Raw genomic sequence first — 15,589 nt, 5'->3', positions numbered from 1 at the left:
TTTGCTCTTCCTCGTAGACCGTAAAGATAAAGCTATTCAAAATAAATAATTACTTTTGTTCATTAAATTTTTTCAATTACGTTATGATGCCTCAAAACCACGAAATTGGGCTTGATTTCAACAATACTGAAATAGCTTTTCGTAATAAAAGTGATAAAGCTTTAGACAAAGCTTACTGGCTTTTCAAGATGGTAGCCAGCAATTCCTTAATTAAAATTGGCACACCTTTAACCAATTTTGCCCTGAATATAGGCCTACCTATCCAAGGAATAATACGTAACACCATCTACAAGCAATTCTGTGGTGGAGAATCAATCGAAGGCTGTGCACACGCTATTGCTGAATTAGGATCCGGCAATGTGACCACTATCCTCGATTATTCTGTAGAAGGTGAGGAATCCGAAGAAAGTTTTGATCAAACCTGTGCCGAAATTTTGAGAACAGTAGAGTATGCGCAAAAAAATCCGTTGATTTCGTTCTGTGTATTCAAACCTACAGGATTAGGACGTTTTGACCTTTTCGCAAAGATAGATGCCAAACAGCCTTTAACGGACGAAGAGAAACAAGAGTTTGACCGCGTTTACAAGAGAGCTGACAGCATCTGCAAAGCATGTCACGACGCACAGATAAAAGTCCTCATAGATGCTGAACATTCCTGGATACAGGATACCATTGACGACCTTGCTCGCGATATGATGGAAAAATACAACAAAGAACGAGTTATCGTGTATAATACCTATCAACTCTATCGCCACGACAAGTTAGCTTCGCTCAAAGCAGATTTTGCTTATGCACAGACACAGAACTTTTATTTAGGTGCTAAAATTGTGCGTGGTGCATATATGGAAATCGAAAGGGAGCGTGCTAATGAAAAGAACTACCCTTCTCCTATCCAACCGAATAAAGCAGCCTCGGATGAGGATTACAACCAAGGTATTTTATTCTGTCTGGAGCATATCAACAGAATCGGTCTTATGGCTGGGACACATAATGAAGAAAGCTGCCGACTGCTCGCAGAAGAAATCATAAAACGTGGTATTTCTCCAAAAAATGATCATGTGTTTTTTGCACAATTACTAGGTATGTCCGATAACCTATCCTTCAACTTGGGAGCCGCTGGTTTTAACGTAGCAAAATATATGCCTTATGGGCCTGTAAAAGCTGTTATGCCTTATTTGTTCCGAAGAGCACAGGAGAACACTTCCGTGGGGGGACAGACAGGTCGTGAATTAGCACTTATCATCAAAGAGAAAAAACGCCGTAGAGAAAATAAGGCAGGGTAATAAAATAGAACATGACAACAAGCGCAAAGCAGAAATTCGATATATTACAAAAAGCTTCAGAGCCTTTCCAAGCATTACTCTATGATGTTGATGGCACATTGGCCAATAACATGTTTGCTCATAAAGCTGCTTATGTAGCTGTAGCAGAAGAATATGACATCAGATTAGACGATCAGATTGTCGAGGAATTAGCAGGCTGGCCAACAGTAGATGTCGCTGCTGAAATTTCAAAAAGATACCATACAGATTTTGACATTCTTACCTTCTCGAAACGTAAATCAGAAATTTTCATCGAACGGTTCATTTATAATACAAAACCTGTAGATTTCGTACATCAGCATCTTTTGGCCAATATTGGTAAGAAAAGGATAGGCGTGGTATCGGGTGGCTCGCGCTCTACGCTAACGATTACGTTGGATGTCATCGGTCTAACCGGAAAATTTGAAACATTGGTTTGTGCCGGCGATACACCTGAAGGAAAACCTTCTCCACAACCATTTCTGTTGGCTGCAAAAAATCTTCAGGTAGACCCTACAACATGCCTTGTGTTTGAAGATGGTGACCCAGGAGTACAAGGAGCTATCGCAGCCGGAATGGGCTGGATCAGGATTGACCAAATCTAAAAGTGAGTCATAATACGGACTCCACCATTAGTATAGTTCATATCTGTCCTTTTAAATTGACCGACTGGAATTTTTACATACGGCTCTACCGAAAGTTTTAACTTTCGTGAAATCGGTGTCTGCCGACCAATGGAAAAGTTTACAAATCCACCAAAACCATTGGTACTGACATTAGACTCCTGACTTTTGGTTACCCGTTCAACCATTTCATTCGGTTGACTGGAAGGCTGTCCGTTCTCAGATTCACTGGAATACGTAATGGGATTGCTATACTCTCGATAATGGTTATAACGTTCCTGCGAAAGCACAGCGACATACGATACACCCGCAGTCGTATAAAATTGCTTGCCCATATTGTACTTTAACTCCAATGGAATATCCAAAGCCTGTACTTTTCCAGTGACCGCGTTCAAGTTAGGAAGTATGACATTCATTCCCTGATATGGGAGTCCTTTAGCAGCCAGCTGCTCCGTTCCAACTGGCATATCCATCTGCTTCTGATCGGCTTTCCCCTTGATGTCTGAAGCCAAGACATTGACCTCATATTGATGGAAAGAAGCTCCAGTACGCAGCGTCATTTTATCACTTAGGCGGTAGCCTAGTACCAATCCCCCGCCCAGATCAAAGCTTTCCTGCATAAGACCCGGACTTAAAAAAGCACCAAGTTCCATCCTATCCGTAATCTTCATCCGTTTGGGGCTAAGTTGACCTGCAGTTTCTACAGTCTGTGCATACGAAGGGTTCACCTGTTGCGCCATTGTAAGCTGATCACCTAAATCAACCTCTGCTAACAAAGGATTTTCATCGATATCTCCAGATAATCGCATAGGTGAAATAGTTACTTTTAAAGCGGAAATTTCCGGTATATAAGCCATAGAAAAAGGGGTAGTTTCCAATAACTTCGAATTATTTACTTTCTGTAATGAAAACACCTTTTTAACTTCATTATTAACTATATACTCATTGTTATCTACAGAAACACCTAAGACGATTTTATCTTTCAATTCCTCATCCATAGGTATATCGGAAGAGGTATTTCCTACAGGTTTCTCAACCATAGGCTGTTCTTTCGGAGATACCACACTCGCACTTTGCTGTTGCAATAGCAACTCTTCACTAGGTCGACCTTTATAGATATACAATAGTCCGAAGGCAAGCAGCAATACAGCTGCCGCCACTCCCCAATAGACCGGAAACAAACGCTTAACAGGCTTCTTATCGGCATATTTGGCTTGGAATTTTTCCCAAGCACCTTCCCGGTAAGGAAGCTCCCGATCAGCCTGTAGCTGTTGCTTAATAACCTCTATTAATTCTTTTTTATTCTTTTCTTTCATGCTATATATAGCTTAAGAATGTATGTTTTTTATTGTACTGAACTCCTCCATGTACAATTTTCGTAACCTTTGTTTTGCACGGGTCAAGTAAGTCCTTGATGTGCTTTCAGGAATCTCCAGCATCTGCCCGATCTCCTCATGCGAATACCCCTCTATTTCAAACAAATTAAATATGGAACGTTGCACCTCAGGAATCCTGTCCAATAGTTTTAAGATATCCTGTACGGCCAGATTGTCGGTAATCATCACCGCATGCATCTGCAAATCTGCTTCGGATGTGTCCTCCAACATATCCGTTGGCTTCTTTGCACGTAGTACATCAATAGATGTGTTTACGGCTATACGTGCCAACCATGATTTAAAAGTTTTTTCCAGAACACTATCCTCAGCATGCATTTCAAAGGCATTCAACTTTCGGAATACTTTTACAAAACTTTCATTGACAATCTCTTCTGCCTCCATTTCAGCCTGAACATAACGTAACACGACCGCCATAGCATAGCCATAATATGTTTTGTAAACAAAGGCCTTCCCTCGTTCGGTTTTGTCCAAAAGGCAATCTGCCAAAGCCTCTCGCAGAGAGTATGGTTTGTCTTTTTTAAGATATTGTCGAATAACCTTCACTAATATCGCCTGTTCTGATACCCCAATTTAATGAATTAATTATTTACTACCAGACCAGAGAATTACTTTTTTGCATATTGCCCCGTTTTCCAGTACAAACGTAATTATTTGCCCTGTCGCTACAACATGATTTACATTCTTTTTTTAACTTGTAATGCATTATGGAATAAACTATGTCAGGCTGAGCCTATCGAAGCCTCAAGATGACACATGAACGGGTTTTGGTCACTCCCCTCTTTCAAGTTTATTGGAAGAATAATAAAGCAAACCGCTGGTGCACGCGCAATGGTATTAAGTCAGCGTTATTTTGTCATCCCGACATTAGGAGGGATCTATACGCTACATGAATAAATAGATGTCTTCCCGAATATCGGGACAGGCTGTATCCTCGACAACTTGTCTCGCTGTGTCTCGGCTCAGACGAGATGACAAAACATGCGATAAATATTTCTTAACTTAGAGCCTGTTTTAATTTCTACAAAAGCCCAAAACGCGTCATTATGAGGAGCGTTAGCGACGTGATAATCTGCGTTTTGAAGCTGTGAGGAGAAGCTTATCCATAGATTTTGCTTCGCAGAGATCACTTCGTTCGGTTCTCCTCGTCCCTCGTCGAAATGACGTATTTTAAACAGGCTCTTAATACTACTGAGCGCGCGTGACTAATATTCGTGACTATATTAAAAATATCTGGCGTAAATTTTGTTTTAATTGTCATACCACATCGAGTCGAGATTCCGTCGGGACAGATTCGAGACTGCCTATAGATGAATCCGTGGTAAGTCCGACTTGAGTCCGTGTTGAGTCCGAGTCTTAGGACGGACTTATGGCGGAAGAATGACACATGAACCACTGTGACACCCATAAGCATTACCGAACCTAAGCCCTATCTAAGCCGAAGCAGTGTAGAAGCGATGTCGAAGACCACCCGAACAAATATCGATAACTTAATAAATACGAAACAAAATTATACTTTTCATAAGCTGAGTCCGTCTTATATTATCAATTTTTCAACCGCTTTTCGAACAAGCATTTCCATATTTTCAATAGCTAATACCCTACCATAAAATATAGCTGTTATCGGGGATAGAAACTGCTGATGAGTTTGTGGATATTTGCCTCAGCAATTGATTAAAACAATGAAACGTATAACTTTAACATGCTTAGCAGTATTGTACTGCATTTTTGGGTTACAGGCGCAAAATCAGAATATTTTTCGCATTGATTACCATTATTTCACAAGTGAGGAATCGGAAACAACGCCAGCCTTACAAGCTTGGACAAATCCAGATTACCTGCGTGTCACAGCCATCAATGAAAGCAATATTTATATTGCACAGCGCACCGCTGGACAAGCTTGGTATCTCATCCCCGAATCCGAGGAATATATAGACCTTTCCGACGAAGCAATTTCAGAAGCACCGGATATAGACTTGAACACATCCGAAACAATGGATATAGCAGGCTATAGCTGTAAGTTAGCACGGATTGGGATAGGTACTGATGAGGATACAAATGAAGAGTTATTTATCAAGATTTGGTATACGGATAAAATTCCAAATGTATATTGGGGAGAATTTGATTTCCTACGCCACATCAACGGTGCAGCTCTCCGTATCGACATCAACGGCAATGGTTTTGCAGCCAATAACGTGGTTAAGGAAAAACTTTTGACATCACAGTTCGAATTGCCCGCAAATTATACCGAATACACGATGGACGCCTATATGGAAGAGTCGGATAATCAAATCGCTGAAAACCGCTTTATCTTCAGAGATGAATCCTCGGAGCTGCTTGGGCTAAAGGATGAAGATGGAAACATTATTGCAGAAGCCCAATTTACCTATATCCACATGGCTATTGATGACATCGCTATCGCTACCAAAGGCGATGTATATGGCGTCATTGATATAAACGGGAATGAGGTTCTTCCTTTTCAGTATGATTATTTGAGCTATAATCCGGATGTTGAACAGTTTCTATACAGCATCAATGCCAAATATGGCTTGATGCATAAGGATGGTTCAATTTATATTGATGCAAAATACGACAGATTGGATTATATGGAAAACGGTATTGCCATCTTTAGCATGGGCGATAAAGATGGATTGATCAATGAGAAAGGAAAAGTCATCGTTCCGGCAACTTATGACATTCTTTTGGACAGAAGCAAAACCCACTTTATCGTGGTAGAGAACGATGAGTATTTCCTTTACAGCATAAAAGAGAACAAACCTGTCACCAAAGGATTTGAGTTGCTTACTTTTACAGATGAACCCAATCTACTTTTAGCCTATAAAGATGAGAAATATGGTTATGTCGATACAGCTGGCAATACAGTCATCCCATTCAAATTTACCTCTGCCAGCATATTTACAGGCGGCATCGCTACGGTAGCAGAAGATGATGATCTGGAGGAATTTTATTTGATAGATGCCAAAGGCGAACGGGTAGAGCTTTATCAGTAAAAGATTTCAATGAATTGTATAGGGCTTTTGTACGAAAGCCCTATCTTCGTTTTCAAAATGAAACATAACTCGTTGGCGGATAATATGCGTTTTTTGTCATCCTGAGCCTGTCGAAGGATAGTGTATTTTTTATTTCACAATACAAAACGTTGAAACATAAGAAGTTTCCATGAAAAATAAAGGTTTTATAAAATATCTCTTGCTCAGTGTGCTCTGGTTTTCACTTTGTTTGCCAACATCGTATGCCCAAGAAGTATTGTATAACCTACAGCAGCAATATAACCGTTTATCTGCCAAGGATACCGAACGCTTTTGGGTAGCAGGGAAATATGTACAAGCTTTATTTTTCAATCAACAGCAGGAAAAAGCCTCCCAGATTCTCAACGAAAATATCCTAAGGGCACAGCAGGAAAAAGATGGTCAATATGCAGCCTATCTTTATGCCATCAAAGCCATGAATAACCGTATCAATGACGAGATCACGGCTTCACAGCAAAATATGGCCCATGCCAGGCAATACACATTAAAATCTCAGAGTCAAGAGATAAAAGGCTACGTGACGTATGCCGAAGGTTGGTTGCAGGTTCGAAATTCCAATGAAGCCGAGGCTGTTCGCAGTTTTCTGCGTGCAATTGATCTCTATGATAGCTCACCCAACTCCCCTACGCTGTTTGCCCGCAAATCATCGGTCTACAAAGAACTGACATCCATTTACGCCAACTGGGACGACTACGAATTACAGGAAAAATACAGTAAGCTCTCTTTGGACTTGGCCATACGGCAAAACGACCCTCTCGCGATCTTTGACGCATACATGTTGATGGGCTATCTGCATGAGCAGCACTATCTCCACGACCAACAACAGATCGATTCGAGGGCCATGTCTGAAAAGTACTATTTGCAGGCAATCGATACTTACAATAAGAATAAACAACGGATGCCCATTCCTTCCAACCTTTCTTATGTAGCCAGTAACTTAGCCAATCTATATTTCCGTTTCTATCCGGAAAACTATAGAGATAAAGTACAATACTACGCCGAACTGGCAAAAAAACAAGGACTGGAAACGGAACAATATAGCCACGTTGCCACCGCCTATGGCATCATGTCCGAAATGGCTTTGGAAAAACAAGATCTTGCACAAGCCAAAGCCTACCTCTTAGCCGCATTGGTCGAGATCAATAAGGAGTCCGTCTCAGACCCTCGTATCCAGATGAACATATACGAAAGCCTTGCCCGAATTGCCGAAGCTGAAAATAACCTAGGAGAAGCCATTCGATACTATAAAGAGTATATGCACCTGTTTTCCGTAATTTATGATCAGGAAAAACTGGACTTAGGCAAGCGTCTGGAATCACAATTTGAAAAAGAACGACAGCAACAGCAACTGAAAACCATGCAGTTAGAAGCTGATAAAAAAGAACAGCAGCTCAGCCTGATGCGTTCACTAGGCATACAGCAGCAACAGGAACTTGAAAACCTCAAGCTACATGAAGAAAATCAACGAAAACAACTCGAACTAACCCAGTTGGAATCCGAAAAACGAGCGCAGGAATTAAAATTATCACGGCTGGAAACCCAGAATCGCGCGCAAGACATCCTTAACTATCAGAAAGAACTCAATTACAAAGAAAAGATCAATGGATATTATATTATCCTAATCCTTGTTTTCGCGATCATGCTTCTGCTCCTATTATATGCATATAAACAACGTGCTAAACGAATGCAACAACAACAGGTACTGCATCAATTAGCCATGGAGCAAGAAAAACAAAACTCCAAAATATCAACATTAACAGCCTTGCTTGAAGGACAAGAACAAGAACGCGGGCGTTTAGCACGTGATCTGCACGATGGATTAGGAGGACTGCTTTCAGGCACCAAAATGCGACTATCTCACCTGCATGAGAAAGTAAACCAATCGGCAAAACAAGAAATGTCCCAATCAATCGAACAAGTTGATATGGCCGTAGATGAGCTCCGTCGAGTAGCCCATAACCTGATGCCAGATCTACTTTATAAATACGGGCTTGAAGAAGCTTTACAGGACTACGCATCACGCATGTCAAATGAACGTCTAGAGGTCGATGTACAATTTTTGCATTACCATCATCCATTGCCTTCCGAAGAACAGTTGCTCATCTATCGGATTATACAAGAACTGGTGAACAATGCCATCAAGCATGCCGAAGCCTCCCAGATTATCGTACAGATGGCAGAAGAAGAACAGGAATATACCCTAACCGTAGAAGATGACGGAAAGGGATTTAACCCGAAAGATAAACAATTACAGAAGTCAGCCGGTCTGCACAATATACAGTCCCGCATTGATTTTCTAAAAGGGGATCTCCATATTCATTCCGAACCCGGACTGGGTACCAGTATGGAGATACGATTCCCAAAACAAAAAACAAAATGATAAAAATAGCACTTACCGATGACCATCCCCTTCTCGTTGAAGGACTCAAGAATATTTTATCCAATATTCCCGAACACCAAGTCGTAGGCTGTTATGCCACAGCAGAAGCCATGTGTCAAGCACTACAAGATACCGCTGTCGATGTCCTTCTGTTAGACATTAACCTCCCAGATGCCAATAGCATAGAACTTATTAAGCCCTTAAAAAAACAATACCCAAACATGCATATCATCGTATTGAGTGTGCATAATGAATACGCCGTCATCAACAGTGTACGCCAAGAAGGCGCACAAGGCTATATCCAAAAAAATGCCTCGGTTGAAGAGATTATAGCAGGCATAGATACCGTATTGCAAGGAAAGGTGTTTCTCTGTAAGCAGACCCAACAGGTAATCAGCAAAAAAACGTCAGACAAATTGAACAACGTACCTAAACTTACGCGAAGAGAAAAAGAAGTTTTGATCGAAGCGTCAAAAGGTTTGACCACAGGACAGATTGCCGAAAAGCTATTTATCAGTCCCCATACTGTAGAGAGTCATCGTAAAAACCTTATTGAAAAGTTTCAATCGGCAAACCTAAGTTCGGCTATCAAATTAGCCATCGAATATGGCTTAATCCGAGCGTAAAACAAAGAAGACTTCCGAAGTTTCCAAACGGCGAAGCCCTCAACGAAGTTAAACTTCGGAAGTCTTACGTGTTCAGTAGTCAAAGAAGTAAAAAATCCCCTGTTTTCGGGGATAGCCTAGCTCTCCTTTATCCCGTAGCTTTGTACTATGCTAAACGTGATAAAAAAAGCACTACACATGATATACCTTGGTGGGTTGATTTTTGCCACTTCTTGTCAAACAGACAAAAACGAGAGAAATGACCCTACGCTACTGATTGCTATTATCAGTAAGAACGAACAACAAATCAGCCTCTTAGAAGAAACAATAAAGTCCGCGCAACACGATAGTGCACAAATATTGCTCGACAAATGGCAGGATACCCTTCATGAAGATATTAAAACCATCAAAGCATTGGCCCTGAATCCATTGTATCAGGAATCTAAAGCAAATATTGTCGAGACACTCAAAGATTACCAACAATTAGTGAAGAATGCATATCCAACTTTGTTACATACCCATGCAAATAAAAAAGACAAAGATCTTGCACAAAAGCAGGTAAACTATACACATCAACAGATGACGCAGATATTCAACGATCTGGCAAATCGCATTGAAGCATCCTATCCCAAGTAATCTATCATTTTATTATAATAAACATTAAATTTTAACGAACATGAAGACATCAGAAAACTTAACTCCTACAAACAACATCGAAGAAGGAAAGACAATCGCCATTATCTCCTATCTGACTATAATCGGTCTTATTGCAGCCTTTGTCATGAACAAAGATAAAAACAATGCTTTTGCACAGTTTCATATCCGCCAGAGCGTAGGGCTGACCATTTTGTCATTTGTCAGCGGATTACTCAATTTTATACCTTTTATCGGTTGGATTATCGGTATCGTAACGTTTGTGATTTTTATCGCTTTCCTCGTAATGGGAATTATGAGTGCCCTAAATGGTAGCACAAAACCAGTTCCTCTTGTTGGTGAAAAGATACAGGAGACCTTCAAAAGTCTATAACCTTTGGACAGAAAGTCGTATTTTGCAAAAGATGGCATTTATATTGATACACGAAAGGTTCACAAGCCTTTGCACCGTAGATATGACAAGACAAAGACAACACCCCATTTCAAGAGTGAAATTCTGGAAAAAATACATATTACTGTTCTGTGCCGTGCTGAGTTGCATGGCGCTGAGCAGCTGTTTTGACTTGGTCGAGCAGGTCGATATGAAAACAGATGGCTCTGGCGCCATAAAGGCAACTTTGAACATGAGCAAAAGTCGTTCAAAAGTAGCTTCATTAATGAAGCTAAAAAGCGTGAACGGCATCAATATTCCATCCGAAGCGACCATCAAAAAAGAAATGGAAACCGCCGTTAAGCTTTTGCGGAATACAACAGGAATTAGTAACGTGCAATATAATCTGGACTTCAATAATTACATTGCTACGATTTCCTGCGACTTCCAATCCATCAATGCGTTGAATGACTTTACCAAAACTTTATCTAAACAATTCAATAGCCAGATCACCAGCTACAATAGCTATGAATTTAATAATAATACGCAGTCCTTTAAACGAAATTATACTTATATGCCAAGCATTGGCAAGGAGTTTTCAAAACTCTCTGCCGAGGATAGAAAAATTTTCGATGAGGCTTATTACACCAATATTGTCCGTTTCAATAGTCCAGTGAAGTCGAGCAGTCATCAGGAAGCAAAGATTGCCAGTAACCGCAAAGCTGTTTTCCTTAAAGTCAAGGCAACCGATCTCATTACAGGCAAAGCCAATCTTTCCAATCAAATTACGTTAACAAAATAACTATGCAACTCAAATATTATATTCTATTGTCCATAAGCTTGTTTACAGGCCTTTTAAGCTTTGGTCAAGATCTGATAACCCGAATTCCAGCCAATGCTGATCTGGTTGTGAGCTTTAATAACCCGGCTATCTTTAAACACAGCACATTCGAAGATGTCAATGAAATGTTGCAGCATTTAGATGTTTTTTCCAGTATGAATGCGGACAGAGAAATAGATATAAAGGACATTCGCGAGATCGATATAGATTATAGCCGGAACGCCTATATCTATAAAAGCAGCAGTGACAGTGTCCATTATATTGGTGTCATTCTTCCTTTACGCAAAGACCATCAAATAACGCAGCAAATAATGCGTAAATGGACTGATCTCTCCCCTTCCCAAGGCTATCAGCGCAGAATATCCAGCGACAATAAAATGCTTGGTGCATGGAATGACAATATGCTTTTTCTGTTCTTTGGCGACATCAACACCTTCTACTTTAAAAACAGCGCTATTGCCGAACGTTATGGCATACAGTTAAGTGCTTATGAAGTCGATGCAGCCTATCCATGGACTGAAACAGATGCTTATGCTTATGAGGATTACGCGACTGCTGATTATATTGAAGGGATTGCGGATAGCGTTGCTATGGTAGAGAGTGCCGTTGATGCAGCTGAGGAGTTTTACCAAGATACCCTGCGCGATTCCGTGGACACCTATTGGGAAGGCTATGATTTTGATATGGAAGTGGACAGTGCTGATTATGATTCCGATTTTAACTACGATTGGGAAAGCACGTATGATAGTGCCTATTCAGACTCAACGTATCAAGCTGAACAAGATAGAATTGCGTACAATAAAGCCATTCAGGATAGCTTGTTCCAACAATGGTTGCTTCGGGATTTTGACAGCTACCTTCTACCGGCTCAAAATCTATCTAAAAACAAACAAATCCAACTAAAAGGCAAAAATACAATCCTTACCCGTGTATGGATTAAAGATCTGGATGATGTCTATAAAAGCTTTCTTCCCTTAGATGCTTTTACCAGTAGCTACGGGTTTGCATTAAGCAATCTCAATTACGGTTATCAAGATGCAATTTTTGATTTTGTACAAGATGGACATACACTTAAACTAAGCAGCAGTATTGGTTTGGATAAGGAGGTCGAAAACATGCTGAAAAGTGTATACAGCAGTAAATACAACCGTAAATTCACAAATTATGTCCCAGAGAACCACTTGGGTTATATGACGCTAAATGTCAATACGGAAGCTTTTATTAAGCAATTGCCCAATATGATGAATCGTTGGTACGGCGGTATGTCTTACGGTATCCTTGATGTGATGGATATTCTTATGACCAGTATCGAAATTACATTTGACGAGAAAGCTATTTCCAAAGTTATGCGTGGTGACCACGTCTTATTTGTCAATGATGTGCAGAAAGTTACGCGGGAATATACCGATTATGAATATGATGAAAATTATGACTATAAGGTTGTGACCAAAACGAAAGAAGAACAGGTTCCTAACTTCCTTTGGATGTTTACGTCGGAAGATCAGCGTCTTTTCAAACAAATCTTGAATTACGGAGTGCGCAAGGGCGAATGTACATTCATCGGAGATATTTATAAACTTGAAGCAGCGCGAAATACAGATAGTGTATACATCTATTTCAAGGATGACATGGTTTTTGTCGGCAACAATCTACCTCAGATAGCGTCTATTCGCGATAACAATTTCCGTTCGTCCGGAGATAGCAAACTAAAAAAAGAGCTTTTTGCAAATACAGCATCCCTTGTTGTACACACACAACGTATACCAGAAGTATTGAGGAGTTTAGAAGTTCCCATCATCAAGTCTTGGAACCGTACCGTACAAAATCTGGGAAAATATGGCGATATGCAGGCAAAAATGCAGGGTATCCGTAAAGGTAGAATATCGGGGGAGCTTTCCCTGGATTTTCCACAGGAAGAAAAGAATGCCTTAGGCTATTTGCTAAAACAGATAAAAGAGCAAGCTGAGGAGTCAGAAAACAGATAATCGCATGAAAAAGGTCTTCTATATTATTGTTATCATCCTATTTATTATTTTTCTGGGTGGATGGTTGATTCATTACTTACACCGGAATTCCATTGTTAAACAGGAAGTTCATCGCGATAGCAAGGCCATCCTTATTCTGGCGCTGGATAATATCATGCTCAAGAATACTGATGAGATTAGAACACTTTTGACAAATGAAGATGATACGAGTTCCAGTGCTGACCAACTTAAAGAGCTTGCCACAAAGAGCGGTCTCGCCATCCCACCAAAATTGTTCTTTTTTGCTTTGACAGAGCAAAGCGGTACTTGGTATGCATTTAGCAAAATCAAAGATTTATCTGCTTGGGAGAGTTATATGCAACATAGAGTTGATAAAGATTCGGAGGATAGTTCTACTGCTTCAGGGGCTTTCATAAAGCTCAATAGTCACATTGCTTTAGCATACAATAAAGAGCAAGTCTTATGGCAGTTTAGCAACAACAGCATACCTGACAGCTCGCTTTTATTGAATATGCTAGCAGACAAAGGCAATCGCAGACCGATACGGTATTTCCGTGGTATAGAAAAAGTGCTTTGGGATCATGATCTTGTCTATACATCGGATAATGCAGACAAATACATTACTGCGAATATTCAGGGCAATGAGATTCTGCTGGACGGAGAGTGGGAAGTTTCCAATCCACTCCCGCCCCGTTTTCAAGTCCGTCAAATCGACACGGCGAAACATGCGTTGGTCTGTTGGAATGCTATCGCCATGACCGATAGTACGCTCCTTAGTCATCTTATTCGTCCTTTGCGTGAACTAGGAATACATACCGTGGATTATATGGATTTCGTTGTCGAAAAAAAATCGACTACACAACTGGATACTGCGATAACATATGACTACGATGCAGATTTCAATACCATAGAGAAAAGGGAAATCATTGAAAAAGAAGTTCCTGTAATCCGCCTATTTACGACCGCGTCAAGTGGAGAGGCTATACATTCACCCTTTCAGTTCTTCTATACTTTTTATCCAAAGACCATTGACCAAGGAATAATTCTATCCACCCAAGAGGAAATATCGGAAGATCTCGTTTTAAGAGAAAGTAATACGCCTTTCTTCTTTCGAGCAGATTTTCAACAATGGCCAAAGGCATGGACATTCGGCCCCTTCGTGGCTTTGCAACAGAAAAAAATGGTTATTAGTCTACAAGGTCAACCTTCAAGCGAGAAGACACTGCATATCCGTGGTAAAGTCCTGTCTGAAAAATGACAATAAACCGTTAAAACTTGGTCTATATTTTGTGTCATAGCTTACATGAACAATTTTTTAAAATTCATACTGATTGTAGCCATCGTGGCGGGATTAGGATGGTTCGTCTGGAAGAAGATGGAACCTAAAGAAGGGGTTGAGACGAATCATCAAGTATTGCTCGAAAGGATCGAGTCCATGGGTAAATTGGAGTTGGTGAAATATCGGTTCAGTGACGTAGTCGAACATAAGAATGTCAATACCTATTTGCCTGATGCTTCTGTATTGTTGATTATCAAGGCTGACGCCGTCGGTTGTATAGACCTCACCAAGATAAAAAAGGAGCATATCTATACACAGCATGATTCGGTTTCGATTACTTTACCTCGATCGGAGATCTGCTATGTAAAAATTGACCACGAGGCTTCGAAGGTTTACGACACAAAAATGGCTTTTTTCCGTGAAGGGAAACTGGTCGGTGAGGCTTTTCGCAGTGCTGAACAGGAGATTTCCAGACAGGTGAAAAAATCGGATATTATGAAACAAACAGAGGCAAACGCCTTGCATGTGCTAAAACCATTCTTAGAAGGTTTGGGCTTCACAAAAGTGACGCTAAACTTTGAATAAAAAAAGGGACGGTATCATGTTACAGCCTCAAAACGCGTCATTGCGAGGAAAAATGACGAAGCAATCTGCGTTTTGAAATCACCAGATTGCTTCGTTCCTCGCAATGACGGTGATGCTTGTATTTTGTGACACCGTCCCTTTTAGCTTTGTTTTATTCTCAGCAACTACAATTGCTTTGTCAATTTCTCTACCAATACAGACTTCGGAACAGCACCGATTTGCTTGTCCACGATTTCTCCGTTTTTAAAGAATAATAAAGCAGGGATATTCCGAATACCGTATTTCACGGAAATATCCGGGTTGTTATCCACATTCACTTTACCAACGACAGCTTGACCATCATATTCGTTAGCGATTTCGTCCACAACAGGACCCACCATACGACATGGACCACACCATTCTGCCCAAAAATCCACTAAAACGGGTTTATCTGATTTTAGAACAACTTCTTCAAAATTGCTATCAGTAATTTCTAATGCCATGATGTTTAATTTTTAAATAACGTAATTTTCTCTTAACTCT

At 40.4% G+C, this 15,589-nt stretch carries 14 protein-coding genes; 11 read left to right on the top strand and 3 right to left on the bottom strand.

The features are described from left to right. Window positions 1-83 precede the first annotated feature (83 nt). Together BM375_RS03745 and BM375_RS03740 are read left to right on the top strand one after the other, a co-directional pair. Window positions 84-1,283: a proline dehydrogenase family protein gene (locus tag BM375_RS03745; protein WP_093363827.1), complete on the top strand. Its 1,200-nt coding sequence runs from the start codon at window positions 84-86 to the stop codon at window positions 1,281-1,283. 11 nt (window positions 1,284-1,294) lie between these two features. Then, window positions 1,295-1,906 (top strand): HAD family hydrolase, encoded by a 612-nt coding sequence (locus BM375_RS03740; protein WP_093363826.1) that lies wholly within the window; start codon window positions 1,295-1,297, stop codon window positions 1,904-1,906. Here BM375_RS03740 and BM375_RS03735 read toward each other — a convergent pair. Continuing rightward, on the bottom strand, window positions 1,903-3,240 hold the full coding sequence (locus tag BM375_RS03735; protein WP_093363825.1) for an outer membrane beta-barrel protein: 1,338 nt from the start codon (window positions 3,238-3,240) through the stop codon (window positions 1,903-1,905). The genes BM375_RS03740 and BM375_RS03735 overlap by 4 nt on opposite strands. Window positions 3,241-3,252: 12 nt before the next feature. Further along, a complete protein-coding gene (locus BM375_RS03730) occupies window positions 3,253-3,864 on the bottom strand; it encodes an RNA polymerase sigma factor (RefSeq protein WP_093363824.1) in 612 nt (203 codons plus the stop codon). A 1,136-nt stretch (window positions 3,865-5,000) separates the two neighbouring features. On the opposite strand from BM375_RS03730, the gene BM375_RS03725 reads away from it, so the two are divergent. From BM375_RS03725 to BM375_RS03685, 9 genes are all read left to right on the top strand, one after another. Then, window positions 5,001-6,329: a WG repeat-containing protein gene (locus tag BM375_RS03725; protein ID WP_093363823.1), complete on the top strand. Its 1,329-nt coding sequence runs from the start codon at window positions 5,001-5,003 to the stop codon at window positions 6,327-6,329. 169 nt (window positions 6,330-6,498) lie between these two features. Continuing rightward, the gene (locus tag BM375_RS03720; RefSeq protein ID WP_093363822.1) at window positions 6,499-8,748 is read left to right on the top strand and encodes an ATP-binding protein; all 2,250 of its coding nucleotides are present in this window, start codon (window positions 6,499-6,501) and stop codon (window positions 8,746-8,748) included. Then, the gene (locus BM375_RS03715) at window positions 8,745-9,374 is read left to right on the top strand and encodes a response regulator (RefSeq protein WP_093363821.1); all 630 of its coding nucleotides are present in this window, start codon (window positions 8,745-8,747) and stop codon (window positions 9,372-9,374) included. Before BM375_RS03720 ends, BM375_RS03715 begins: the two co-directional genes overlap by 4 nt. 147 nt (window positions 9,375-9,521) lie before the next feature. Beyond that, window positions 9,522-9,989, top strand: a complete 468-nt coding sequence (locus BM375_RS03710; protein WP_139227487.1) for a hypothetical protein — start codon at window positions 9,522-9,524, stop codon at window positions 9,987-9,989. Between the two features lie 40 nt (window positions 9,990-10,029). After that, window positions 10,030-10,380, top strand: coding sequence for a DUF4870 domain-containing protein (locus BM375_RS03705; RefSeq protein WP_093363819.1), 351 nt, complete (start codon window positions 10,030-10,032; stop codon window positions 10,378-10,380). A gap of 82 nt (window positions 10,381-10,462) precedes the next feature. Next, window positions 10,463-11,179, top strand: a complete 717-nt coding sequence (locus tag BM375_RS03700; RefSeq protein ID WP_244525805.1) for a hypothetical protein — start codon at window positions 10,463-10,465, stop codon at window positions 11,177-11,179. A gap of 2 nt (window positions 11,180-11,181) precedes the next feature. After that, the gene (locus BM375_RS03695; RefSeq protein ID WP_093363817.1) at window positions 11,182-13,203 is read left to right on the top strand and encodes a hypothetical protein; all 2,022 of its coding nucleotides are present in this window, start codon (window positions 11,182-11,184) and stop codon (window positions 13,201-13,203) included. Between the two features lie 4 nt (window positions 13,204-13,207). Further along, window positions 13,208-14,461: a hypothetical protein gene (locus tag BM375_RS03690; RefSeq protein WP_093363816.1), complete on the top strand. Its 1,254-nt coding sequence runs from the start codon at window positions 13,208-13,210 to the stop codon at window positions 14,459-14,461. Window positions 14,462-14,506: 45 nt separating this feature from the next. Continuing rightward, window positions 14,507-15,067, top strand: a complete 561-nt coding sequence (locus tag BM375_RS03685) for a DUF4230 domain-containing protein (RefSeq protein ID WP_093363815.1) — start codon at window positions 14,507-14,509, stop codon at window positions 15,065-15,067. Window positions 15,068-15,231: 164 nt separating this feature from the next. On the opposite strand, the gene trxA is transcribed toward BM375_RS03685, so the two are convergent. Continuing rightward, complete coding sequence (gene trxA / locus BM375_RS03680) at window positions 15,232-15,549, bottom strand: thioredoxin (protein ID WP_093363814.1); 318 nt, start codon at window positions 15,547-15,549, stop codon at window positions 15,232-15,234. Between the last annotated feature and the right edge of the window lie 40 nt (window positions 15,550-15,589).

The sequence above is a fragment of the Sphingobacterium wenxiniae genome, assembly GCF_900116225.1.
Lineage (GTDB): Bacteria > Bacteroidota > Bacteroidia > Sphingobacteriales > Sphingobacteriaceae > Sphingobacterium > Sphingobacterium wenxiniae.
This window is presented reverse-complemented; position numbering and strand designations above follow the sequence as displayed.

Excerpts from the sequence above, each read along its gene's own strand:
- BM375_RS03745 (WP_093363827.1), top strand. The coding sequence starts at position 84 with ATGATGCCTCAAAACCACGAAATTGGGCTTGATTTCAACAATACTGAA.
- BM375_RS03740 (WP_093363826.1), top strand. The coding sequence starts at position 1,295 with ATGACAACAAGCGCAAAGCAGAAATTCGATATATTACAAAAAGCTTCA.
- BM375_RS03735 (WP_093363825.1), bottom strand. The coding sequence starts at position 3,240 with ATGAAAGAAAAGAATAAAAAAGAATTAATAGAGGTTATTAAGCAACAG.
- BM375_RS03725 (WP_093363823.1), top strand. The coding sequence starts at position 5,001 with ATGAAACGTATAACTTTAACATGCTTAGCAGTATTGTACTGCATTTTT.
- BM375_RS03720 (WP_093363822.1), top strand. The coding sequence starts at position 6,499 with ATGAAAAATAAAGGTTTTATAAAATATCTCTTGCTCAGTGTGCTCTGG.
- BM375_RS03715 (WP_093363821.1), top strand. The coding sequence starts at position 8,745 with ATGATAAAAATAGCACTTACCGATGACCATCCCCTTCTCGTTGAAGGA.
- BM375_RS03710 (WP_139227487.1), top strand. The coding sequence starts at position 9,522 with ATGCTAAACGTGATAAAAAAAGCACTACACATGATATACCTTGGTGGG.
- BM375_RS03705 (WP_093363819.1), top strand. The coding sequence starts at position 10,030 with ATGAAGACATCAGAAAACTTAACTCCTACAAACAACATCGAAGAAGGA.
- BM375_RS03700 (WP_244525805.1), top strand. The coding sequence starts at position 10,463 with ATGACAAGACAAAGACAACACCCCATTTCAAGAGTGAAATTCTGGAAA.
- BM375_RS03695 (WP_093363817.1), top strand. The coding sequence starts at position 11,182 with ATGCAACTCAAATATTATATTCTATTGTCCATAAGCTTGTTTACAGGC.
- BM375_RS03690 (WP_093363816.1), top strand. The coding sequence starts at position 13,208 with ATGAAAAAGGTCTTCTATATTATTGTTATCATCCTATTTATTATTTTT.
- BM375_RS03685 (WP_093363815.1), top strand. The coding sequence starts at position 14,507 with ATGAACAATTTTTTAAAATTCATACTGATTGTAGCCATCGTGGCGGGA.
- trxA (WP_093363814.1), bottom strand. The coding sequence starts at position 15,549 with ATGGCATTAGAAATTACTGATAGCAATTTTGAAGAAGTTGTTCTAAAA.